The sequence below is a fragment of the Rhizobium sp. RU35A genome, from assembly GCF_900156005.1.
In the GTDB taxonomy this organism is placed as follows: domain Bacteria; phylum Pseudomonadota; class Alphaproteobacteria; order Rhizobiales; family Rhizobiaceae; genus Neorhizobium; species Neorhizobium straminoryzae.
The window spans coordinates 326,973-346,736 of sequence record NZ_FTMR01000007.1 but is presented as its reverse complement, the minus strand read 5'-3'; the positions used below and the strand labels follow the sequence as shown (position 1 = coordinate 346,736).

The 19,764-nt window shown below is 61.4% G+C and carries 21 protein-coding genes and 1 tRNA gene; 8 read left to right on the top strand and 14 right to left on the bottom strand.

Annotated features, from left to right (window positions below):
* Positions 1-143 precede the first annotated feature (143 nt).
* The 3 genes from F3H95_RS17720 to F3H95_RS27495 are packed head-to-tail and all read right to left on the bottom strand — an operon-like array spanning position 144 to position 1,916.
* On the bottom strand, positions 144-794 hold the full coding sequence (locus tag F3H95_RS17720; protein ID WP_149746948.1) for a hypothetical protein: 651 nt from the start codon (positions 792-794) through the stop codon (positions 144-146).
* Between the two features lie 4 nt (positions 795-798).
* A complete protein-coding gene (locus F3H95_RS17715) occupies positions 799-1,575 on the bottom strand; it encodes a metallophosphoesterase (protein WP_149746947.1) in 777 nt (258 codons plus the stop codon).
* Positions 1,572-1,916 carry a DUF6634 family protein gene (locus tag F3H95_RS27495; protein WP_149746946.1) on the bottom strand — a complete coding sequence of 115 codons (345 nt, stop codon included), beginning with the start codon at positions 1,914-1,916 and terminating at the stop codon, positions 1,572-1,574. The genes F3H95_RS17715 and F3H95_RS27495 overlap by 4 nt, the downstream gene beginning before the upstream one ends.
* Positions 1,917-2,110: 194 nt before the next feature.
* Here F3H95_RS27495 and F3H95_RS17705 point away from each other — a divergent pair, with 194 nt between their 5' ends.
* Together F3H95_RS17705 and F3H95_RS17700 are read left to right on the top strand one after the other, a co-directional pair.
* Entirely contained in the window at positions 2,111-2,395 is a 285-nt protein-coding gene (locus tag F3H95_RS17705; RefSeq protein WP_149746945.1) for a helix-turn-helix transcriptional regulator, read from the top strand.
* A gap of 278 nt (positions 2,396-2,673) precedes the next feature.
* Positions 2,674-3,309, top strand: coding sequence for a nucleoside/nucleotide kinase family protein (locus F3H95_RS17700; protein WP_149746944.1), 636 nt, complete (start codon positions 2,674-2,676; stop codon positions 3,307-3,309).
* Positions 3,310-3,368: 59 nt separating this feature from the next.
* Here the strand turns inward: F3H95_RS17700 and F3H95_RS17695 are convergent, their stop codons facing one another.
* Positions 3,369-4,823 (bottom strand): TrkH family potassium uptake protein, encoded by a 1,455-nt coding sequence (locus F3H95_RS17695; RefSeq protein ID WP_149746943.1) that lies wholly within the window; start codon positions 4,821-4,823, stop codon positions 3,369-3,371.
* 102 nt (positions 4,824-4,925) lie between these two features.
* Here F3H95_RS17695 and ilvA point away from each other — a divergent pair, with 102 nt between their 5' ends.
* The gene (gene ilvA, locus F3H95_RS17690; RefSeq protein WP_188134411.1) at positions 4,926-6,176 is read left to right on the top strand and encodes a threonine ammonia-lyase; all 1,251 of its coding nucleotides are present in this window, start codon (positions 4,926-4,928) and stop codon (positions 6,174-6,176) included.
* Positions 6,177-6,268: 92 nt separating this feature from the next.
* Positions 6,269-6,589 carry an HlyU family transcriptional regulator gene (locus F3H95_RS17685; RefSeq protein ID WP_143125629.1) on the top strand — a complete coding sequence of 107 codons (321 nt, stop codon included), beginning with the start codon at positions 6,269-6,271 and terminating at the stop codon, positions 6,587-6,589.
* A gap of 86 nt (positions 6,590-6,675) precedes the next feature.
* Here F3H95_RS17685 and F3H95_RS17680 read toward each other — a convergent pair whose 3' ends face one another.
* Positions 6,676-7,290, bottom strand: coding sequence for an FMN-dependent NADH-azoreductase (locus F3H95_RS17680; protein ID WP_143125630.1), 615 nt, complete (start codon positions 7,288-7,290; stop codon positions 6,676-6,678).
* Between the two features lie 120 nt (positions 7,291-7,410).
* On the opposite strand from F3H95_RS17680, the gene F3H95_RS17675 reads away from it, so the two are divergent.
* On the top strand, positions 7,411-8,385 hold the full coding sequence (locus F3H95_RS17675; protein WP_143125631.1) for a LysR family transcriptional regulator: 975 nt from the start codon (positions 7,411-7,413) through the stop codon (positions 8,383-8,385).
* 223 nt (positions 8,386-8,608) lie between these two features.
* Positions 8,609-8,962, top strand: a complete 354-nt coding sequence (locus F3H95_RS17670; RefSeq protein WP_149746941.1) for a hypothetical protein — start codon at positions 8,609-8,611, stop codon at positions 8,960-8,962.
* 104 nt (positions 8,963-9,066) lie between these two features.
* Here the strand turns inward: F3H95_RS17670 and F3H95_RS17665 are convergent, their stop codons facing one another.
* A complete protein-coding gene (locus F3H95_RS17665) occupies positions 9,067-11,055 on the bottom strand; it encodes a bifunctional 2',3'-cyclic-nucleotide 2'-phosphodiesterase/3'-nucleotidase (protein ID WP_149746940.1) in 1,989 nt (662 codons plus the stop codon).
* A 326-nt stretch (positions 11,056-11,381) separates the two neighbouring features.
* Here F3H95_RS17665 and F3H95_RS17660 point away from each other — a divergent pair, with 326 nt between their 5' ends.
* Positions 11,382-12,062 (top strand): PadR family transcriptional regulator, encoded by a 681-nt coding sequence (locus tag F3H95_RS17660; protein ID WP_188134410.1) that lies wholly within the window; start codon positions 11,382-11,384, stop codon positions 12,060-12,062.
* A gap of 33 nt (positions 12,063-12,095) precedes the next feature.
* Here the strand turns inward: F3H95_RS17660 and F3H95_RS17655 are convergent, their stop codons facing one another.
* Entirely contained in the window at positions 12,096-12,566 is a 471-nt protein-coding gene (locus tag F3H95_RS17655) for a DUF1203 domain-containing protein (protein ID WP_149746939.1), read from the bottom strand.
* Positions 12,567-12,737: 171 nt separating this feature from the next.
* Between F3H95_RS17655 and F3H95_RS17650 the strand changes: the two genes are divergently transcribed.
* A complete protein-coding gene (locus tag F3H95_RS17650; RefSeq protein WP_149746938.1) occupies positions 12,738-13,556 on the top strand; it encodes a polysaccharide deacetylase family protein in 819 nt (272 codons plus the stop codon).
* A gap of 55 nt (positions 13,557-13,611) precedes the next feature.
* Here F3H95_RS17650 and sseA read toward each other — a convergent pair whose 3' ends face one another.
* The 7 genes from sseA to F3H95_RS17620 form a co-directional block, all read right to left on the bottom strand.
* The gene (gene sseA / locus F3H95_RS17645) at positions 13,612-15,027 is read right to left on the bottom strand and encodes a 3-mercaptopyruvate sulfurtransferase (RefSeq protein ID WP_149746937.1); all 1,416 of its coding nucleotides are present in this window, start codon (positions 15,025-15,027) and stop codon (positions 13,612-13,614) included.
* Positions 15,028-15,062: 35 nt separating this feature from the next.
* A complete protein-coding gene (locus F3H95_RS17640) occupies positions 15,063-15,800 on the bottom strand; it encodes an alanyl-tRNA editing protein (RefSeq protein ID WP_143125637.1) in 738 nt (245 codons plus the stop codon).
* An 8-nt stretch (positions 15,801-15,808) separates the two neighbouring features.
* Complete coding sequence (locus tag F3H95_RS17635; protein ID WP_149746936.1) at positions 15,809-16,846, bottom strand: cysteine synthase A; 1,038 nt, start codon at positions 16,844-16,846, stop codon at positions 15,809-15,811.
* A 207-nt stretch (positions 16,847-17,053) separates the two neighbouring features.
* A complete protein-coding gene (locus F3H95_RS17630) occupies positions 17,054-17,395 on the bottom strand; it encodes an oxidoreductase (RefSeq protein WP_149746935.1) in 342 nt (113 codons plus the stop codon).
* Between the two features lie 197 nt (positions 17,396-17,592).
* Complete coding sequence (locus F3H95_RS27195; protein WP_188134409.1) at positions 17,593-17,763, bottom strand: hypothetical protein; 171 nt, start codon at positions 17,761-17,763, stop codon at positions 17,593-17,595.
* A gap of 116 nt (positions 17,764-17,879) precedes the next feature.
* Entirely contained in the window at positions 17,880-18,815 is a 936-nt protein-coding gene (locus tag F3H95_RS17625) for a LysR family transcriptional regulator (RefSeq protein ID WP_244618058.1), read from the bottom strand.
* A gap of 710 nt (positions 18,816-19,525) precedes the next feature.
* A tRNA-Asn gene (locus F3H95_RS17620) sits at positions 19,526-19,600 on the bottom strand.
* Between the last annotated feature and the right edge of the window lie 164 nt (positions 19,601-19,764).

The following is a 19,764-nucleotide window of genomic DNA, read 5'->3' as shown; positions in this document are numbered from 1 at the left end:
TTCGCTCATGAAGGGCTCATCGGCACCACCGCTGACCTGAGCCATAACCCCGGAAAATTCCAGCTCCCGGTGGCCCAAAATCGGGGAGCACGTCACAAAACCGCTGGAGCGAACTCAAAACTGGATAAAACTTGGGGGCAAGGTCAGTCGCACCCCCACTCGAACAACGCTCCAAACCCATGCATTTCTGCAAGCGTTGGTCCTTCGGGTTCGTTGTCCGATGTAATTGGTGGGTCTCGCGGGTATTGCCGAAGCCGATCCAATGCGGCCGTAGGCGTCCGACGCGTCTGAAAAGCTTGTTGCAAGCGAGACCATGTTTCCGAAATCAGGATTTCGACGTCTCTCTCCGTTACGGGAATCCCGAAACGCCGAAGCGCCGCTTCCGCGTGCCTTCTGGTCGGGGGCGCGACGCTGACTACGGCATCCGCAAAAAGCCATGCCTCGGTGTCGAGTGGCTGCTCTGGTCCTGCGAAGAAAATCGCCTGGTCCTTGTTAAGGGCGGCGACTTGGTCTCTCTGGTGTTTTTTGTCCCAAGCGCCAATGCACGGATTGTAGTCCCGCTCCTCCCGGAGCGCCATCAGAAAGACCTCGGCAGCCTGAGAGTAAATCGGCAAGAAATAGTCGCGTTGAATCTGCAGGATAGCGATGAACTTGGAATTCTTCCGGTTACGAGATCGAAGTGCCGCCGCGATTCCGCAATATGCAAGGTAGACGGGCAGGGTCACATAGGGATCGTCGCTCGGTTTTGACAGCTTCCACGGGCAACGCAATCGCTTCTCAGAACGTCTAGCCAACAGACTAATCTCCCAGGCGGATTACAAGACTCGGATCGAAATCAGGAACTGGTTCGTCGGGGTAGCCTCGCGGGTTGCAGATCACTCGGGTGTCAACGATGGTGTAGTCGCTACGATTGTGCAGATGACCGTGAAACCAGGCGATAGGTTGGTACATGGCGATGTCCGGCTCGAGGTCTGAGACGAAGCTTGGCGTCAGGGGAGCGCCAACAAATTCCGGAGCGAGAGAAAGAACACTGGGTGCGTGATGCGTTACGACCACCGTCGAGCCAACATATGGCTCTTCAAGGGTGGTCCGGATAAAGCGCTTGTCCATGCTGTTGAATCGGCTTGCATGGCCAGACGTGAACCGCTGAAACGGCTCCTTTGAAAGCTTGATTTTTCGATAGTCGTTAAGCTCCGTCTGCGCACTACGCATCGCCCAGGACATATTGCCGTAAAGGTTGAAGTCTCCCCACAGCGTCGCGCCAACGAACCGATAGCCGCCAAGCGTGACGACACGGCGGCTCAACACGTGAACATTTGGATACCGCTCAGCAGCGATTTCCAGCGCTTCCTTCAGTCCCTCTACGATCGAGGCGCGGTAGTATTCGTGATTTCCGGGGACCAGGATTACTGGCATCGACCGCGAAACGAGTTCGCCGAGATAGCGGACCGTCCTACCAGGACCCCCATCGCAAACATCGCCGGCACAAATGCAGACGTCAGCCTCGGGAACCTTCAACGAACCGGGCTTTTCGTCGAACTCGGTGTGAAGGTCTGAAAAAATCCAAGCCTTCATGGCCAGCCCCTATTTCGATCATCGAATTGTGCAGTTTCGACCGGCGTCCCAAGTCTGTACCAGCGAGAGAACGTCCTCGCGAGACCGGCTTTCGGGTCGAGGTAGTAGAGCTCACTTGAAAAGCACGGCTTCCCGTCGTGAATCCTCGGGTGTCCGGTTGTTGTGCCAATCAGACAGGGGACCGTGCGACTTGCCACTGCCCATCGGTCAAGCCGAACTGTGGGTAGGGGGGCTGCAGTCCCCTCGCCAACAACGGCCAGATCGTCGGCCAAGGACCTTAAACTGAAAACAAGATCAGTTCGGCTAACTCCGAACCAGTTATCGGAAAAATTGCCTTGCATCGAATACCTCGCCCTGAGGCCACGCCGGGCACCGCAACCCGCACGGCTGGAAACTGCACCGACCGTAGCGATCGGGCCCTTGATTCGTTGATATCGGTACCCTTTCATAAGTGTTTTTTACCGTTCTGTAGAGTCTTTTTTTCGTACTGTACGTATTATTTGACAAGGGTGTCGAATGCCGGTCTTTCAGCGAAATGGCGACGGTATTGACGGCTGATTTAATACGTGCGGCTCGAGCCCTGCTCGGGTGGAGCCAGCTTGAACTTGCGCATAGGTCAGGAGTGACGCAGAAGGCACTCAGCGACTTCGAGCTTGAGAAGAAGCCGCTGACCGCCAAGGCCAGCGAGAAACTGCGGACTGCACTTGAGGACCATAGGGTCCAGTTTATAGCTGTGAACTCCGAAACGAGCGGCGAGATCGTGGGCGGGGGCGTTCGCTGGCGTCCCGACCCTCCTCGTATGGATATTAAAATCCTCTAGTCGCACCCAAGTATTTGTGATGCGTGGCTGTCGCCGGAGCCGTGAATTATCCTAGCGCATGCTCGTGTGTTTTAGGACGTCTGCCCAAGTCGACAGTTCCGCGATCGCTGACCACACTTGGTTCGTACTTTCTCCCGTTAAGTGCACCATTCTCTCTTGAACCCGATGCCAGTGGCCGTGCAGCTTGCCGCAGCTTGATTTGCCGGGCCTGCTCCGCTTTTGATGGGCACAAAGGGGAGGCACCGATTCCCCTCGCAAACCAGATCTGGAATGATGCCGTGACGACACTCGACGACAATGCCCGCGCCCTGGCCCGCCGCCTCCTCGACCGTTACGATGGCGCACGCCTGATGGCCGGCATTGCCGGGCCGCCGGGTTCCGGCAAGTCGACGCTTGCCGATGCGGTGGTCGCGGAAATCAACCGCGAAAGGCCTGGGCTTGCCGCCGTCTTTCCAATGGATGGCTTCCATTTCGATGATGCGGTGCTGACGGACATGGGACGTCTCGCCCACAAGGGCGCCATCGATACCTTCGACGTGCATGGCCTGCGTCACATGCTGAGCCGGCTCAAGGGCAATGAGGACGCGGTGGTCGCGGTGCCGGTGTTCGACCGGGCAATCGAGATCGCCCGTGCCGGCGGCAGGCTGATCGGGCGCGAGACGGGTATCATCGTCTGCGAAGGCAATTACCTGCTGATGCGTGAAAAGCCCTGGGACCGGCTGAAGCCGATCTTCGACCTGACGGTCATGGTCAAGGTCGAGGTGGCGGAACTGCGCCGGCGGCTGCGCGCCCGCTGGGAGGGCTACGGCCTCGATGAGGCGGCGATCCTGCACAAGCTCGATGGCAACGATCTTCCGAACGGCATGGCCATCATGGCCGGCAGCGCCGAGGCGGATGTCACCATCGACAACTGAGCGACGCCGGACGGAGAGCGCCTCGCCGGGGCGTGACGCTGCCGCAACGGGGCGTTGGCTCAGTTGCGCCAGAAGATCGGCAGCAGCAGCACCATCACCGTGAGGACCTCCAGGCGGCCGAGCAGCATCATCAGCGACAGAAGGTAGAGCGCCGGTTCCGAAATGGTGGAAAAATTGCCGGCCGGGCCGATGATGTGGCCGATGCCGGGGCCGACATTCGACAGGCAGGTGATGACGGCCGAGACGGAGGTTGCAAAATCATAGCCCAGCAGCGCCATGCCGAGACTGCCGACTGCCCAGAGGAAGATGTAAAGGCTGACGAACAGGAAGACGCCGCGCTGCACGTCGGCATCGACGGTGGCCTGGCCATAGCGCACCGGATAGATGGCATTCGGATAGATCAGTTTCTTCAGCCCGCTGCGAACCACATTGAAGATGATCACGAAGCGATAGGCCTTGATGCCGCCCGCGGTGGAGCCGGAGCAGCCGCCCATGAAGGTGGCAAACAGCGCAAGCGCCACCACGAACGGTCCCCACAGGGTATAATCCTCGCTGGCAAAGCCGGTCGTGGAGAGGATCGAGGATACGTTGAAGAAGGAGTGGGTCAGCGCGACCGGCAGGTCCACGCCGTTTCGCACATGGTGATAGATGCCGGCCATCAACGAGAACAGCGTGAGATAGCCGAGAAAGAACCCGACCTGCGGGTCGCGCAGGCTGTCGAGACGGCGGCGCACGGCAAACAGGATGAGGATCGAGAAGGGCAGGCTGGAGAGCGTCATGAACACGGTGCCGGCCCACATCAGCGGAATGCTGTTGAAATAGCCGAAGGAGGCATCGTGGGTGGAGAAGCCGCCGGTGGCGACGGTCGCCATTGCGTGGTTGAGCGCATCGAAATGCCCCATGCCCGCCCAGTCATAGGCAATGGTGCATAGCACGGTAATGCCGACATAGACCGCCATGAAGGCGCGGGTGAAACTTGCGAGCTTGGCAAACGGCTTGTCGTTGGTATCGGAGGATTCCATCTTGAAGAAGGACATGCCGCCGACCCGGAGAAAAGGAAGCACGAAGAGCCCCAGCGCCACGATGCCGATGCCGCCCAGCCAGTGCAGCAGCGAGCGCCACATCAGGATGCCGGGCGGCATGCTGTCGAGCCCGACAAGCACGGTCGAGCCGGTGGTGGTGATCGCCGAAATGGATTCGAACAGCGCCTGCGCGAAGCTGAGCTTCAGCGTCGACAGATAGAAGGGAATGGCGCCGACCACCGAAAACAGCGCCCAGAGCATGTTGACGAGCAGGAAACCCAGCCGCTTGTTGAACACCGGCATGGCGCCGCGCGTTGCCATGGCGCTGGCAAGCGACAGGCCGCCGACCATGACGCCCGAGAGCACGAAGATCTGCCAGTCAGGCTGGCCGTAATAGAGATCGAAGAGGGCCGGAACGAACATCGCCGCCGACAGGTAGATGCCGCAGAGCGCGACGATATAGATCGATGAGCGGAACTGGTTTGCGTTCAAACGCGACGACCCCGATGTGTTGACCCGAGCAAGAAGCTTTTGTCTCTGCCGGTCAGCTATGGCATAGCGGGGACCAGTATGAATTTCAACGGATGGCAGGTAATGAACAGGGTGGCTGTGGACGAAGCCATGTTGGCGATGCGGGAGATCTTTCCCGAGACCCCGCTGCAGATGAACGAGCATCTGAGCCGTCGCTTCGGGGCTGAGGTGTGGCTGAAGCGCGAGGATTTGTCGCCGGTACGCTCCTACAAGATCCGTGGCGCCTTCAATTTCTTCCGCAAGGCGATTGCCGATGGCAGCAGCGGCCGTACCTTCGTCTGCGCCTCGGCCGGCAATCACGCGCAGGGCTTTGCCTTTGTCTGCCGGCATTTCCAGGTGCCGGGCGTCGTCTTCATGCCGGTGACGACGCCACAGCAGAAGATCGACAAGACGCGCATGTTTGGCGGCCCCTACATCACCATCCGGCTGGTGGGTGACATCTTTGACCAATGCTATGCGGCGGCCCGCGCCCATGTGGAGGAGACGGGCGGCGTGATGGTGCCGCCGTTTGACCACGAGGACATCATCGAAGGGCAGGCGACGGTCGCGGCGGAACTTCTGGCGCAACTGCCGGACGGCGCACTCCCCGATCTCGTGATCATGCCGGTCGGCGGTGGCGGTCTCTCCTCCGGCATGATCGGCTATCTCTCCGAAGACCTGCCGGACACTGCTTTCCTGATGGTCGAGCCGTCCGGTGCGCCGAGCCTCAAGCAAAGCCTGAAGGCCGGCCGTGCGGTGACGCTGCCGAAAGTCGATAATTTCGTCGATGGCGCCGCCGTCGCCCGTATCGGCGATCTGAATTTCGCAGCACTCCAGCGCTTTGACGAAGCGCAGGTGATGGCCGTGCCGGAAAACGCCATCTGCGTGACGATGACGGAGATGCTGAACATCGAGGGCGTCGTGCTGGAACCGGCCGGCGCGCTGTCGCTGACGGCGCTCGCCGCGCTTGATCCCGAACAGGTCAAGGGGCGGCGGATCGTCGCCGTCGTCTCCGGTGGCAATTTCGATTTCGAGCGCCTGCCTGATGTCAAGGAGCGCGCCATGCGCCATGCCGGGCTGAAGAAATACTTCATCCTGCGGCTGGCGCAGCGCCCCGGGGCCCTGCGCGATTTCCTCAACCTGCTCGGACCGGAAGACGACATCGCACGGTTCGAATATCTGAAGAAGTCGGCACGCAATTTTGGCTCGATCCTGATCGGCATCGAAACCGGGCGGCCGGAAAACTTTGCCGGGCTTCTGGAGCGGTTCGAGGCGGCCGGCCTCGGCTATCAGGACATTACCGAAAACGAGATCCTGGCGAACCTGATCATCTGACGGCACGGGGCACGACCCCCCGAGAATACGCGAGTCCGGGCGCGGAAAACCCGCGGCAATCCCGGCGCGACATGAACCAGAAAGGACGACGCATGGCATTCTTTTCCAAGATCCTCTCGATGTTTTCCGGCGGTGGCGAACAGGCGCCGAAGGCTGCTCCCGCCGCCGAGCCGCAGGAGTATGCGGGCTGCAAGATTTTTGCCGAGCCCGTGCGCGAGGGTGCGCAATACCGTCTGGCCGGCCGCATCGAAAAGGAGGTGAACGGTCAGACGCTGGTGCGCACTTTTCTGCGCGCGGACATGTTCACCTCGCTGGATGATGCGCGCGAATGCACCGTTCGCAAGGCGCAGCAGATCATCGACCAGAACGGCGCCTCGCTGTTTTCCGATGGCGCCGCCTCCCGCACCACCTGAGGCGATCCCGTTTATCCGGCATAAAAAAGAGGAGCGCTGCCAACCGCAGCGCTCCCCTCAAGACGTGCAAGCCGAAGGTGTTTCGATCAGGCAGCCTTTGCCAGTTCCTCGGTGCGGCTCTTGGCGGAAGCGAGCGCCTTTTCGACGGCTTCCGGACCGAAGGCGAGGCCTTCGACGTAAAGAACTTCCACGTCGGTCATGCCGAGGAAGCCGAGAACGGTCTTCAGGTACGGCACGGCATGGTTCAGCGGAGCGGCCGGGCCATCCGAATAGACGCCGGCAGCGGCGAGAACGACGTAGACCTTCTTGCCCTTGACGAGGCCTTCCGGGCCTTCAGCCGTGTAGCGGAAGGTCACGCCGGCGCGGGCGATGTTGTCGATCCAGCTCTTCAGGCCGGAATAGATGTTGAAGTTGATGAGACCGGTGCCGATGACGATTTCGTCGGCAGCCTGCAGCTCGGAAACCAGCGCGTCGGAGATTTCGGCAGCAGCAGCTTCTTCGGCATTGCGGTCGGCCGGAGCCTTGCGGATGGCCGAGGTGGTAACGGTGTCGAGGTGGGCGATCGGGTTGGCGCCGAGGTCGCGCACGGCGATGTCACCGTTCGAGCGGGCGGCCAGAGCCGAGGCCAGGTCGGTCGCAACCTTGGTGGAGACCGATTCTTCGCCACGCGGGCTGGAGGTGATGAGCAGGATCTTGGACATGTTTTGCGTTCCAGATGGGTTGTTCGGGGGAGGACACCGCCTCCATCGCGCTGCAACATAGGGAATGGACACCCATCCAGAAAATGGAGATAATCTCGAACGAAGCCATCAACTGTGTGGATGATACCCATGGACGCCAATCCGACGCTCGACCAACTGCAGGTCTTTCTCGCCGTGGCGGAAAGCGGCAGCTTTTCTGCGGCCTCCCGGCGGCTCAACCGGGCGCAGTCGGTGGTCAGCTATACGATTGCCAATCTCGAGGCACAGCTGGAAGTGTCGCTGTTCGAGCGCAGCGGCTCGCGCCAGACGCGGCTGACCGATGCCGGCAAGGCGCTTCTGGCCGATGCCCGCCGCATCCATTCCGACCTGCAGGTGATGCGCGCCCGCGCCAAGGCCCTGAAGCAGGGGCTTGAGGCTGATGTTTCGCTTGCCATCAGCAACATGGTGCCGACCGATGCCGTGGTAGAGGCGCTCAGCGAATTCGGCCGACGGTTCCCCACGGTGGCGCTCAGCCTGCATGCCGGCGAACTCGGCATGGTGATGGATCTGGTGTCGAGCGGCCGGGCTTCGGTCGGCGTCGGCGGCGCGCTGCTGAAGCAGGACGATACGCTGACGGTGGAAAAGATCGGCCATTCCTTCATGATTCCCGTTGCCGCTGCCGATCATCCGCTGGCGCAGATCGGCCGTGTTCTGACCCGCCGTGACGTGCGCGAGGAGATCCAGCTGGTGGTGACGGATGCCTCTGGCATCACCCAGGGGCGGGATTTCAACGTGCTCTCCTACAAGACCTGGCGCGTCAGCGACATCGCCACCAAGCATCAGCTGATTCGCGGCGGACTGGGCTGGGGCGGGCTGCCGGCACCGCTGATCCGTGAGGATATCGCCTCCGGACGACTGGTCCCGCTCAACATCGATGCCTACGAGACCAGCGAATATCCGCTCTACTACATCCGCCGCACGGCACATCCGCCGGGACCGGCCACCAGCTGGCTGATCGAGACGCTGGCGCATCGCCTCAGCCATTGCCCGAGCCGAGACACCTTCGAACAGCTGATGACCGCCGATGGAGCCTCGCGCCGGCTGGCGGCGGAATAGTGTGGCGAAAGCCGGATGTCGCAGCGGTCGACCGCCTGACGCTCCTTTTCAGAAATAAGCCAAGTTGTCCGGGGCGAACCGTTGTATTTTTACGACGCTCTTCTCAAGACATGTGCCACCGGCGAAACAGTTGATGCGGTTCGTCGTTTAGGACAGTGAACCTTTTGCTGTCTCGGTCCGTAATGAAAACGCTACAGACCACGCATGTGGGAGCAGGATCGAGTTGCAGCATCCGAAAATCGTCATCGTTGCCGCGGCGGATTTCGTCTCCGATGCCGTCCGGCATGCCTGGAACAAGGCGGGCGTCGAGATCGTCGGCCCTCTTCTGCTCGATCCGCCGGGTGAGACCGTGCTGCGGGAGGCCTTTGGCGTGTTGCTGGATGTGACGCTGGAGGCGGATGTGCTGTTTGCCCATTCGCAGGCCCTGATCGAGCGCGACATTCCCTTTCTCTTCGTCGTTCGGCAGGCGCGGCCGGAAAGCGGCCTCGACCCCTTCGTGGTCAGCGAGGATCCGCAGGATATTCACGCCATCTTCGAGGCACTGGGCTGGGAACGGCACGAAGGCGTGCTGCACTGACCCGCTTTGGCCCGTTTGCTCCAGGCGTCTGATTGCCGAAACGGCAAGGCCGCCGGCGCGGACGCCGGCGGCCTTGCGAACTTTAGCCGGGGTTGGATCCCGCCTCAGAGGACGAGGCGGAATTTTGCAAAACCTTCGGCACCGTCGCCGGCTTCCTCGATCTTGGCTCCCTTGACGGCTGCGGCATACTGGCGACCCTTCGGACCGCTTTCAAACACAGCCGTGGTGCCCGGCAGCGGCTTGAACGACCAGTTGGCATCGGCAGACGGATTGATGGTGCCCTGCTGGATGATGTAGCGCACGATCACGTCGCGGTTGGTATCGGGCGCCACCAGGATCACCTTGTCGCCGGCAATCTCCGGGAACTTGCCGCCGCCGCCGGCGCGGTAGTTGTTGGTGGCAACGACGAACTTCTGGGCGGGATCGATCGGCTTGCCCTCGAACTTCAGGTCCACGATGCGATGTGCATCGGGATTGGCGAGCTTGCCGTCCCCGTCGAAGCGCGCCGGCTGCGACAGATCGATCTGATAGGTGACGCCGTCGATCACGTCGTAGTTGTAGGACGGGAATTTCGTGTTGAGCAGGGCCGCATCCTTTGCGCCTGCCGGGATCTGGTTGAACATGCCCGCCGACATTTCCAGCCAGTTCTTGACCTGTGCACCGGTGATCAGCACGGCCTGTACGGTATTGGGGTAGAGATAGAGATCCGCCACGTTCTTGATGGCGATGTCGCCGGCGGGAACATCGGTGAAGTAGTCCGGGCCGTTGCGGCCGCCGGCCTTGAACGGGGCCGCAGCGGAGAGAACCGGATAATCCTTGTACTGGCCTTCCTTCAGCAGTTCCTTGACGTACCAGATCTGGGCGTTGGACACGATCTGCACCGAGGGGTCATCGGCCACCAGTGCGAAATAGGAATAGAGCGGGGCGGAGGTCTTGCCGACCGGGCGGCGGACATAGGCAAGCGTTGCCTCGTGCTCGGCCTTCACGGCTGCGACGATTTCCGGCTTGTCCTTGGTGTCGGCGACGACCTTGCGGTTTTCATCGCGGTGGTAGATCGGGCGTGCCTCGGTGGTGAAGTCGACGACCTTCCAGCGGTTACCGTCCTTTTCGAGCAGCAGGTCGATCAGGCCCATATGCGAACCCCAGAAGCCGGCCATCACGGCGGGCTTGCCCATCAGCGTGCCCTTCTTGATGTCGGCGCCGGCAATGCCGTCGAAATCCTTCGGGCCGGGGAAGACGAGATGCTGGTGACCGGTAAAGATCGCATCGATGCCGTCAACGGCGGCGAGATAAAGCGAAGCGTTTTCCATGCGCTCGCTCTGGCCGGAACCATCGATGCCGGAGTGGGAGAGGGCGATGATAACATCCGCACCGGCTTCCTTCATGACCGGCACCCAGGCCTTGGCGGCCTGAACGATATCGCGCGTCTGCGCCTTGCCTTCGAGGTTCTTGGCGTCCCACACCATGATCTGCGGCGGCACGAAGCCGATGAAGCCGACCTTGACCGGGCTTGCAGTGCCGGTGCCGTCCTTGATCTGCTTTTCGAGGATCACGTAGGGCTTGAAAAAGAGGTCGTCCTTCTTCGGATCGGAGGCGAGCTGGCCCTTGGTCAGGTTGGCGCAGACGATCGGGAAATTCGCGCCGTTCAGCGTATTGAACATGAATTCGAGGCCGTAGTTGAATTCATGGTTGCCGAGCGTGCCGCAATCGTAGCCAAGCGCGTTCATGGCCTTCATCACCGGATGCAGGTCGCCGGCCTTGATGCCCTTCTCGTAGGCCATGTAATCGCCCATCGGGTTGCCCTGCAAAAGGTCGCCGTTGTCGATCAGCATGGAATTGGTGGCTTCGGCGCGCACCTGATCGATGAAGCTTGCCGTGCGCGACAGGCCCATCGTGTCGTTCGGCTTATCGGCGTAGTAGTCATAGGGCATGATGTTCACATGGATGTCGGTCGTCTCCATGATGCGCAGATGCGCCTGATTGGCGGCGGCACGAGCTGCGAAGGGATGCAGCATCACGAGGGCGGAACCCGCGGCAATGCCGCCGAGCAGCGAGCGGCGCGTGAGTGCGGGTTGGGTGAACGAAAATGACATGGAGCTCTCCCTCAGTCGTTGGCGACGGAACTGTAAGGCCAAATGTCACGGCAAAGCATCAGGAAAATGACAGTGCATCGGACGGAACCCTGCGGGGCGTGTCCTCTTTGCGTCAGGGGCGGGACTACTGGCGCCGGCGGGTCTTGTGACAATCTTCGATATATCTTCTTATGATCCCGTGCCGGACGGATCGCAGCATTTGCAGGCTGTCTCGGCGTCTGTATCCCTTGAAACGAAAAAAGATCGGTTTTCGATATATCTTGTCTTGCAAAGGGAGAGATCCGGATTATCTTAGATATATCGAAAAACAATCGAGAGGATTGACGATGTTTGGACGTAAATGTGACGAGGGTGCCGGTCGCGGCCACCGGATGCGGATGGACCTGGAAGGGCTGTTTGCCATGCGTGGCGAGGGCTTTGGCCGAGGCTTTGGCCGAGGCTTCGGCCGGGGCGGCCGCGGCCGCGGTTTTGGAGATGGCGGGGACGATGGCGGCGACAACCGGATCGGCCGCTTTCTCCTTCAGGGCGACCTCCGGCTGCTGGTGCTGGCGCTGATCGAGAAGGAGCCGCGCCATGGCTACGAGATCATCCGCCATGTCGAGGAACTGACCTATGGCTTCTATGCGCCGAGCCCCGGCGTCATCTATCCGACGCTGACCTATCTGGAGGAGGCGGGTTACATTTCCGCGGAAACGGATGGCAACAAGAAGCGCTATTCCATCACCGAGGAAGGGCGGGCGCATCTCGACAGCAATCGCGGACCGGCCGGCGCCATTCTGGAGCGACTGTCGATGGTGGCCGAGCGCATTCGCCAGCGTCGCGAAGGCGGCCGCGGACGCCACGAGGAGCAGGGCCCGGATCTGCCGCGCAGCGTCGACGCCGCCCTGCTCAATCTGCGCGAGGTCATCGCCCGCCGTCTCGGCAAGGATGAACGCCGCGCGGGCGAGATGGTGAAGCTGCTGTTGCAGATCGCCGAGGATCTGGACGCGGATCCGGCCCGCGACTGACCGCTTCCCTCCGCCCCATGCGACCGGGCCGTCTCAGGCCCGGTCGATCCGGCACTGGTAGCAATTGTTGCGGGCCGAGCGGACATGCACATAGGCAATGTCGTCGCGTTCGAGGAGGGTTGCCGCGCGGGTGGCAATTGCCTGGGTTGGTGTCACGGCTCCGGTACCATAGACTATACGGTCGTTGTCATCATAGCCGCGCACGATGTAATCCGGGCTCTCCAGCATCGGCGGCAGAACCTCGACGGCCTCGTAGCGGCGGCAGGCCTTTGCATGCAGGAAGATCGGTCCGGTCTCCGCATAGGGCTGCAGTTTGGGGAAGGGGCGATAGGCCAGAACGAGCATCGCTTCGCCGGCCTCGATGAAGCCAAGGCAATGGCGGCAGGGCATGCCGCCCCCGGGCGAGATCGCGCGTTCCGGCGGATTGCCATAGGCGTCCGGTCTGCCCTCGCGAAAACCTGCTGCGATATCACTCGGCATGGCGGTGAAGCGGATGGTGTGCATGTCGCTATTCCTCTTGTGCAATGCCGGCCATCCTGCGGGGCGGCGTACCCCGCTTCCACCCGATTCCTGCGCAACATGCCGATCATCCCCCCATCTCAGGTTCTCACCAAAAGGTGGATGGTCTTTGCGGCGCGCCTCCGCTATGGAGCGCCAGATAATCGGTGCCTTCCCATGACGCGTTTTCTTTCCTCCCTGGCTTCTCTCCTGTTGACCGCTGCGGTTGCCACTCCGGTGTTTGCGCTCGATTCCGCTGCTGTGCCGGCTCAGGTTTCTCCGCTGCCGAAGGTGCCGGCGCAAGCGCCGGCGATACGTGCAGCAAAACTGCTCGAGCCGACCCTGCGTCTGCCGAAAAGCAAGATCCCCGGCGAGGTGCGCGTGGCGCTGACCTTCGATGCCTGCATGGGCGAGGTGGATCAGCGCATCCTTTCCGTCCTCGTCTCGGAAAAGATCCCGGCCACCATTTTCGTCACGGCCCGCTGGCTGCGCCGCAACCCGCAGACGCTCGCGGTGTTCAAGGCGCATCCGGAGCAGTTCGAGCTGGAAAACCACGGCGAAAACCATGTGCCGGCGGTGGATCAGCCGATGCAGATCTATGGCATCGCGGCGGCCGGCTCGCCGCAGGCGGTGGAACGGGAGGTGGCGGGAGGCGCCGGCGCCATGCTGGCGGCAAGCCTTCCCGCCCCGCGCTGGTTCCGTGGCGCAACGGCGAAATACGATGTCTCGGCCATGACGCAAATTCGTGGCATGGGCTTTCGCATTGCCGGCTATTCCGTGAACGGCGACGGCGGCTCGCTGCTGGGCGCTGCCATGTCTGAAAAGCATATTGCCGGCGCCAGGGACGGCGATGTTGTGCTCGCCCATATCAACCAGCCGACCCATGCGGCCGGCGAGGGCGTTGCAAAGGGCATCCTCGCCCTGAAGCGGCGCGGCGTAACCTTCGTGCGTCTCGCCGATGTTCCGGATCTCACCGACGAGACGTTGATGCACTGAAGGCGGACAAGGGCAGGGACGCCACGAAGGCCATCCCTGCCCCTCACCGGAAGGCTCAGTCGCGCTTGGCGAGCGCCAGCAATTCCGCATCCGACATCGGCTCGACCCAGGCTTCGCTGGTGCCGACGGGAGCAAAGCCCATCATCTGGTAGAGTGGCAGCGCGCGTGGATGATCCAGCGTGTTGGTCGAAACGATCACTTTCTTCGGGTTCATCTGCCAGGCCGAATAGAGAGCCTGCAACAGGAACCACTTGCCGATGCCAAGGCCGAGTGCAGACTCAAACAGCCCGAAATAGGAAAGCTCCACCACCTCGTCGCTGAGCTTGTTCAGCTCGAAGAAGCCGGCCGGTGCGCCGTTGACATAGAGAACGGTGACCGACACCTGCTCGTTGCGCAGGATCGCCTCCAGCTCGTCATCGGGCATGCGCAGCCGCTTGTACCAGTGCCAGCGCTTGCCGACCTGACGATAGAGATAGCGGTAATAGTGAAGAGGAATGTCCTTTGCCACGATGATCGCGGTGTGGAGATTGACCGGCATCGGCAGGCTCTGGCGCGGCGGTGCCGTCATTTCCAGCTGCGTCACATGTGCCTTGATCGGCCCATGCGCCGGCGGATCGAGCGTCTCGGCCGGGCCGGTGACGACGGGCGTGTCGGCGCGGCTGCCCCATTCCGACCAGGAGCCGTCATAGAGCGAATTGTTGGTGTGCCCGAGCGATTCGAGCGCCAGCGTCACGACGGCGGCGGTGACGCCGGAGCCGCAGCTGGTGACGACGGGGCGCGACAGATCGATGCCGGCCTCGTCCATCATCGCCTTCAACGTGTCGAGATCCTTGAGGTGCCCGCCTTCCGAAAGGCTGGCGGCCGGCAGGCTGCGGGCGCCCGGCATATGGCCGGAGCGCATGCCGGCGCGGGGTTCTGCCTCCTCGCCGGTAAAGCGTCCGCCGCCGCGGGCATCGACCACCTGTGCCGTGCCGTTGTCGACGATGCCGCGCATCTCCTCGAAGGTGGTGACGCGGCGACCGCGGAATTTCGGTGTGAAGACGGCCGGTTCCGGCTCCGGCAGGTCGGTTTCGAGCGGCCGTCCGTCGCGCTTCCAGCCGTCGAGGCCGCCGTCCAGCACGTACACCTTTTCGGCGCCCATGGCGCGCAGCATCCACCAGACACGCGGCGCGGAAAAGAAGCCCGGGCCGTCATAGACGACTGTCACGTCACGCTCGCTGATTCCGAGCTTGCCCATTGTCTCGGCAAAGAAATCCGGCGAGGGCAGGGAATGCGGCAGGCCGGTGGCGTGGTCGGCAATCGCATCCTGATCGAAGAAGACCGCGCCCGGAATATGGCCTTCCGCATATTCGGCGGCGCCATTGCGCTTGTGCGCCGGCAGATACCAGGAGGCATCCACGACGCGGAAGCCCGGCTGGCCCAGCTGGCTTTCCACCCAATCTGCCGAAACGACAAAACGGCTCTTGCCCATGATTTACTCCTCAGCGCGCTTGAAATGGCCGCCGCTCAGGCCTCGTCGGCGGGCGTGCCGAAGCGGATGCGGAAGCGGCGGTTTTCCTTGCCCTTCTTTTCGATCTTCGCGATGTGAATCGCGCCGACCTCCTGGGTCTCGGAAACATGTGTGCCGCCGCATGGCTGGCTGTCAACGCTGGAGTTTTCCCCGATGCAGACCAGGCTGACGCGACCGAGGCCGATAGGCGGGCGCACGTTCTTGGATTTGACGATATCGGGATTTGCGAGGAGTTCCTCGTCGGTGATCCAGTTCAGGAAAACCGGATGGTTTTCCGACACGAGCTGCATCAGCTTCGCCGTCACCTCGTCCTTGTCAATGATGTCGGTCATGTCGAAATCGACGCGCGATTCCTCCTCGCCGACGGCGGCACCGGTGATCGGGAAGGGGCATACGACCGACAGGAGATGGCAGGCGGTGTGCATGCGCATCAGCCGGTAGCGGCGCGGCCAGTCCACATGCAGCACGAGTTTTTCGCCGATCTCCGGAAGCTGTTCGCCTTCCAGCGGGACATGCAGGATCACGTCCTTCGTCTCGCCGTGGCGGGTCTGGCCAAGCGTAATGCGGCTGCCATCCGCCCGCTCCAGAAAGCCGGTATCCCCCGGCTGGCCGCCGGAGGTGGCATAGAAACAGGTCTGGTCCAGCTCGATGGCGCCATCCGCGCGAACCCCCGTCACCGTCGCTTCTGCCGTGGAGAGATAGAAGTCGTCGCGGTAGAGGGCTTTCGTGGGCATGGACTTACTCAGGCTGTCTGGAAGGGAATGTCGATGCTGCGTTTGTGCACCAGCCAGCCGGGAACGGGCAAGCCCTTGGATTTGAGGAAATCCGGATTGAACAGTTTTGACTGGTAGCGATTGCCGTAGTCGCACAGGATCGTCACGATGGTGTGGCCGGGCCCGAGATCCTCCGCCAGGCGGATGGCACCGGCAATGTTGATGCCGGATGAGCCGCCGAGGCACAGCCCCTCGTTCTCGACGAGATCAAAGACCAGCGGCAGAGCTTCGGCATCCGTGATGCGATAGGCGAAATCCGGGGTGAAACCTTCGAGGTTGGCGGTGATGCGGCCCTGACCGATGCCCTCTGTGATGGAGGAACCCTCGGATTTCAGTTCGCCATGCGCATAATAGTCGTAGAGAGCGGCGCCCTCCGGATCGGCAAGGCCGATCTTGATCGCGGAGTTCCTCGCCTTCAGGCCAAGCCCCGTGCCGGCCAGCGTTCCGCCGGAGCCGACGGCGCAGATGAAGCCGTCCACCTTGCCACCCGTCTGCTCCCAGATTTCCGGAGCGGTTGTTTCGATATGCGCCTCGCGATTGGCGATATTGTCGAACTGGTTGGCCCAGATCGCACCGTTCGGCTCGGACTTGGCCAGTTCCTCGGCGAGGCGCCCGGAGAGCTTCACGTAGTTGTTCGGGTTCTTGTAGGGAACGGCCGGCACTTCCACCAGCTCGGCGCCGAGCAGTTTCAGCGCATCCTTCTTTTCCTGGCTCTGGGTTTCCGGAATGACGATGACCGTGCGATAGCCGAGCGCCTTGGCGACCAGCGTCAGGCCGATGCCGGTATTGCCGGCGGTGCCTTCCACGATCACCCCGCCCGGACGCAGCAGGCCCTTCTTTTCCGCATCGCGGATGATGAAGAGTGCTGCGCGATCCTTCACCGACTGGCCGGGGTTCAGGAACTCGGCCTTGCCGAGGATTTCGCAGCCCGTGCGGTCTGACGCGCCCTTGAGGCGGATCAGGGGCGTGTTGCCGATCGCGCTGAGGACGGACGGATGAATGGTCATGGAGCAGCCCTATCTTACAAACACTGATTGACCTGCTTTTCCTACGTTGTCCGCCAACGAGCAAGGAATACCGTTCCGCTTCCACACATTCGCGAACAAAACCATCTCTCCCTTCGCCGGGACAGCCGGCTTGCCACGGTCCTGTCTGGACAACGAAAGGGCCGGTCAAGCAACCAGCCCTGCCGCATATGAAAGACAGATACCTGATCAGCAGGTCTTTGGTGCTGCGGCCGATTCGGTCGTGCTGCGGGCGTTCTGGTTCGGCGTGACATCGCTGCATTTGCCGCTCATCGTGCGACCGGTGCCGGGCGACTGCGCAGAACCGTTGGATCCGCTGCCCGTCGTGCCGTTGGTGGTGGCGGAACCGACGCCGCCCGAGCCCCCCTGACCGCCGCTCCCGGCACCCGACGTTCCGGAAGGCGCGCCGCCCTGCGTGGCGGAGCCGCCGGTTCCGCCGGAAGAGCCGGATCCGTTCGAAGACGCCTGTGCCATGGCGCCGCTGGCAAGACCGAGCGATAGCGCGGAAACGGCAACGAGTTTCAAGAACATGGGATTTCCTCCTGTTGTTTCTTGCAGGCACATCCGAATGCCTGCTGATGAAACCGGAAGAGGTCGATCTTGTTCCGGCGTTTGATCCCTTCTCTTGCGATGATGCCTGCTTTCGTAAGCAACTGCTGACGGATGTTGGCGGCGACGGCCATGCGTCGGTGGCGGCCCGCATCGCAGCCTGCCCCCTGCTGTCAGGATCAATCGAACTTGAGCTTCATCTGGATGCCTTTGGGCACGTAAAGCGGCTTGCGACTGGCAATTTCGATCCTTTGGAACGTCTTGCGTTCCTCGGCCACGCGCTCCCGATAGGCCCGCGATGCCGCAACGGCCTTCAACGCATTCTGTACGGCCTGCTCTGCACTTGTCATAAGCACCTCCGCGTTTGTTCCTGTTATGTTCTAATGCCGATTGAGAATCAGGTCAACAGGAATATGAGTGGGTGATCATGAATGTGGGGGCGGACAGGGGCGTGGGTGAGGCAGAATCAGACGGCGCCTGCGATCACGTTGCGCAGCCAGCGCTGGCTCAGCGTGTGTTCGTTACGGTGGTGCCAGATCTGGTAGACCCTGACACGCGGATTGCGAACAGGACATTCCGTAATCTTCAGCGGCAGGATCTCCGCGAAATAGCGCGCGAAGCGACGGGCTGCGGTGAGAACGAGATCGCTGTTCTGCAGCATGAACGGCGCGTAGAAATGGTTGTCCGTCATGACATTGCGGTCGGTGACCGGATTGGTGGCCTGCTGCGGGCACTCATCGGCATCGCGCACGAGAGACTTCCGCTCCGAAACGATGAGGTGGCGCGCTTCCTGGTAGTCCGACTGCGAAAGCGGATGGTCCCCCAGAGGATTGTTGGCGTCCATCATGCACACCATGTCGTCCTCGAACACCAGCATGGTGCGCAAATGCGGGGACGCGGCCGTCCACTCCCCGATCGCGACATCCATCATGTTGGTGGAGAGGGCGCGGGTAAAATCGAAGTCCGGTTCCAGGTGCTGCACCGTGACCCGCGACGCGGGCGCAAGGCGGTTGAGTTCGCTGATTGCGGTCTGCACAAGGCCTGGCGCAACGCCGTTCTGAACGCCAATGACGAAGGATTCGCTTAACGTCTGCGGTTCGAAACTCTCCGGCGAGATGGTGAGAGTGGCGATTTCTTTCAGAACACGACTGGCAATCGCATGGATCGCGATGGCTCTTTCTGTCGGGATCAGATTGCCATTGCGCCGCTTGACCAGGGGGTCCTTGAAGACGATCCGCAGATGTTTCAGAGCCTGGCTTGCTGCCGGTTGCGACAGATTCAGTCTTTTTGCGGCCCGCGTCACACTTCCTTCTTCGATGATGGCGCAAACAACAGTCAGGCTCGAAATGGAAATTCCAGCCAATGATGCATGATTTTTACGCAAGTTCGAGTCAAGCATCATGATGATCACGCGCCATTTCACGCCAGTGTGGAGAAATAGGAAAACATCGAGCCGCGTTCTCTATGTCGCAGAGCGTGTTCTAGGGACTATCCCGCACCGGATTTGCGTTCAAGGCCGGCCGATGATTATGGCTCAACTATAAGAAAATTGGATGTTTTTGGGCTAATACATTCAATATTTTTGCCAATTGTTAACAATGTTTATAATTAATTATTATTTGCTAAGATAAGGGCGAAGGGTGAATCTCGTCACCGTTTTTTCTCGCGCATGGCGGGCGGGAGATCGATTGATGCGCGCAACCCCCGATATTTCCGTGGCTGGTCGTGAATGAACGGGAGCTGGGAGCAGGCATGCTTTTCGGGACCGGTATGGCGAGGAAAGGCGATGGCGGAAGGATGCCCCAAGCCGGATGGCCAGTCCTGCATCCTCTTTGCGGTGGATGCGCGCGCGGGTGTCGTCTTTACGGTAAATTCGGGTGCAGCAGCCCGCCTTCGGTGCAGGACCGCAAGTCCTGCAGCATTGGATGCGCCTTCTGATCATGACGCACGCCCGGGATGTCGGGTGCGTTCGGCAGCGTCGATGTTATCCACGTTTCGAGCCCGGAACAGGTATGGCGCGATGCCTCCGGCGACGCGTGAGGATGTGGGCTCAAGGCATTGACCTGAAAAGCAAAAGGCCCGCGCAAATCAATGCGCAGGCCTTTCAGAAACTGGCTCCCCGGGCCGGATTCGAACCGGCGACCTGTCGATTAACAGTCGAATGCTCTACCGCTGAGCTACCAGGGAACATCGCGTCGCCGCGGTGTGAGCGGGGTAATACTCATGCCCGTTCGATTTGCCAAGCGCTTTTTTCAAAAAAAATTCGCAGGCTTGTTTTATCCACACGCGTTGCCCATGTGACCGCTGCGGCAGGCGGCTTGCCGAACAGGGTGAATGGCTTGAAAGACAGG

What these genes read in the sequence shown, in the direction of transcription:
- F3H95_RS17685 (WP_143125629.1), top strand. Translation starts at nt 6,269, where the DNA reads ATGGCATTCTTTTCCAAGATCCTCTCGATGTTTTCCGGCGGTGGCGAA.
- F3H95_RS17655 (WP_149746939.1), bottom strand. Translation starts at nt 12,566, where the DNA reads ATGCACACCATCCGCTTCACCGCCATGCCGAGTGATATCGCAGCAGGT.
- F3H95_RS17665 (WP_149746940.1), bottom strand. Translation starts at nt 11,055, where the DNA reads ATGTCATTTTCGTTCACCCAACCCGCACTCACGCGCCGCTCGCTGCTC.
- F3H95_RS17630 (WP_149746935.1), bottom strand. Translation starts at nt 17,395, where the DNA reads ATGTTCTTGAAACTCGTTGCCGTTTCCGCGCTATCGCTCGGTCTTGCC.
- F3H95_RS27195 (WP_188134409.1), bottom strand. Translation starts at nt 17,763, where the DNA reads ATGACAAGTGCAGAGCAGGCCGTACAGAATGCGTTGAAGGCCGTTGCG.
- F3H95_RS17680 (WP_143125630.1), bottom strand. Translation starts at nt 7,290, where the DNA reads ATGTCCAAGATCCTGCTCATCACCTCCAGCCCGCGTGGCGAAGAATCG.
- F3H95_RS17705 (WP_149746945.1), top strand. Translation starts at nt 2,111, where the DNA reads ATGGCGACGGTATTGACGGCTGATTTAATACGTGCGGCTCGAGCCCTG.
- F3H95_RS17660 (WP_188134410.1), top strand. Translation starts at nt 11,382, where the DNA reads ATGTTTGGACGTAAATGTGACGAGGGTGCCGGTCGCGGCCACCGGATG.
- F3H95_RS17635 (WP_149746936.1), bottom strand. Translation starts at nt 16,846, where the DNA reads ATGACCATTCATCCGTCCGTCCTCAGCGCGATCGGCAACACGCCCCTG.
- F3H95_RS17650 (WP_149746938.1), top strand. Translation starts at nt 12,738, where the DNA reads ATGACGCGTTTTCTTTCCTCCCTGGCTTCTCTCCTGTTGACCGCTGCG.
- ilvA (WP_188134411.1), top strand. Translation starts at nt 4,926, where the DNA reads ATGAACAGGGTGGCTGTGGACGAAGCCATGTTGGCGATGCGGGAGATC.
- F3H95_RS17640 (WP_143125637.1), bottom strand. Translation starts at nt 15,800, where the DNA reads ATGCCCACGAAAGCCCTCTACCGCGACGACTTCTATCTCTCCACGGCA.
- F3H95_RS27495 (WP_149746946.1), bottom strand. Translation starts at nt 1,916, where the DNA reads ATGCAAGGCAATTTTTCCGATAACTGGTTCGGAGTTAGCCGAACTGAT.
- F3H95_RS17625 (WP_244618058.1), bottom strand. Translation starts at nt 18,815, where the DNA reads ATGATGCTTGACTCGAACTTGCGTAAAAATCATGCATCATTGGCTGGA.
- F3H95_RS17675 (WP_143125631.1), top strand. Translation starts at nt 7,411, where the DNA reads ATGATACCCATGGACGCCAATCCGACGCTCGACCAACTGCAGGTCTTT.
- sseA (WP_149746937.1), bottom strand. Translation starts at nt 15,027, where the DNA reads ATGGGCAAGAGCCGTTTTGTCGTTTCGGCAGATTGGGTGGAAAGCCAG.
- F3H95_RS17715 (WP_149746947.1), bottom strand. Translation starts at nt 1,575, where the DNA reads ATGAAGGCTTGGATTTTTTCAGACCTTCACACCGAGTTCGACGAAAAG.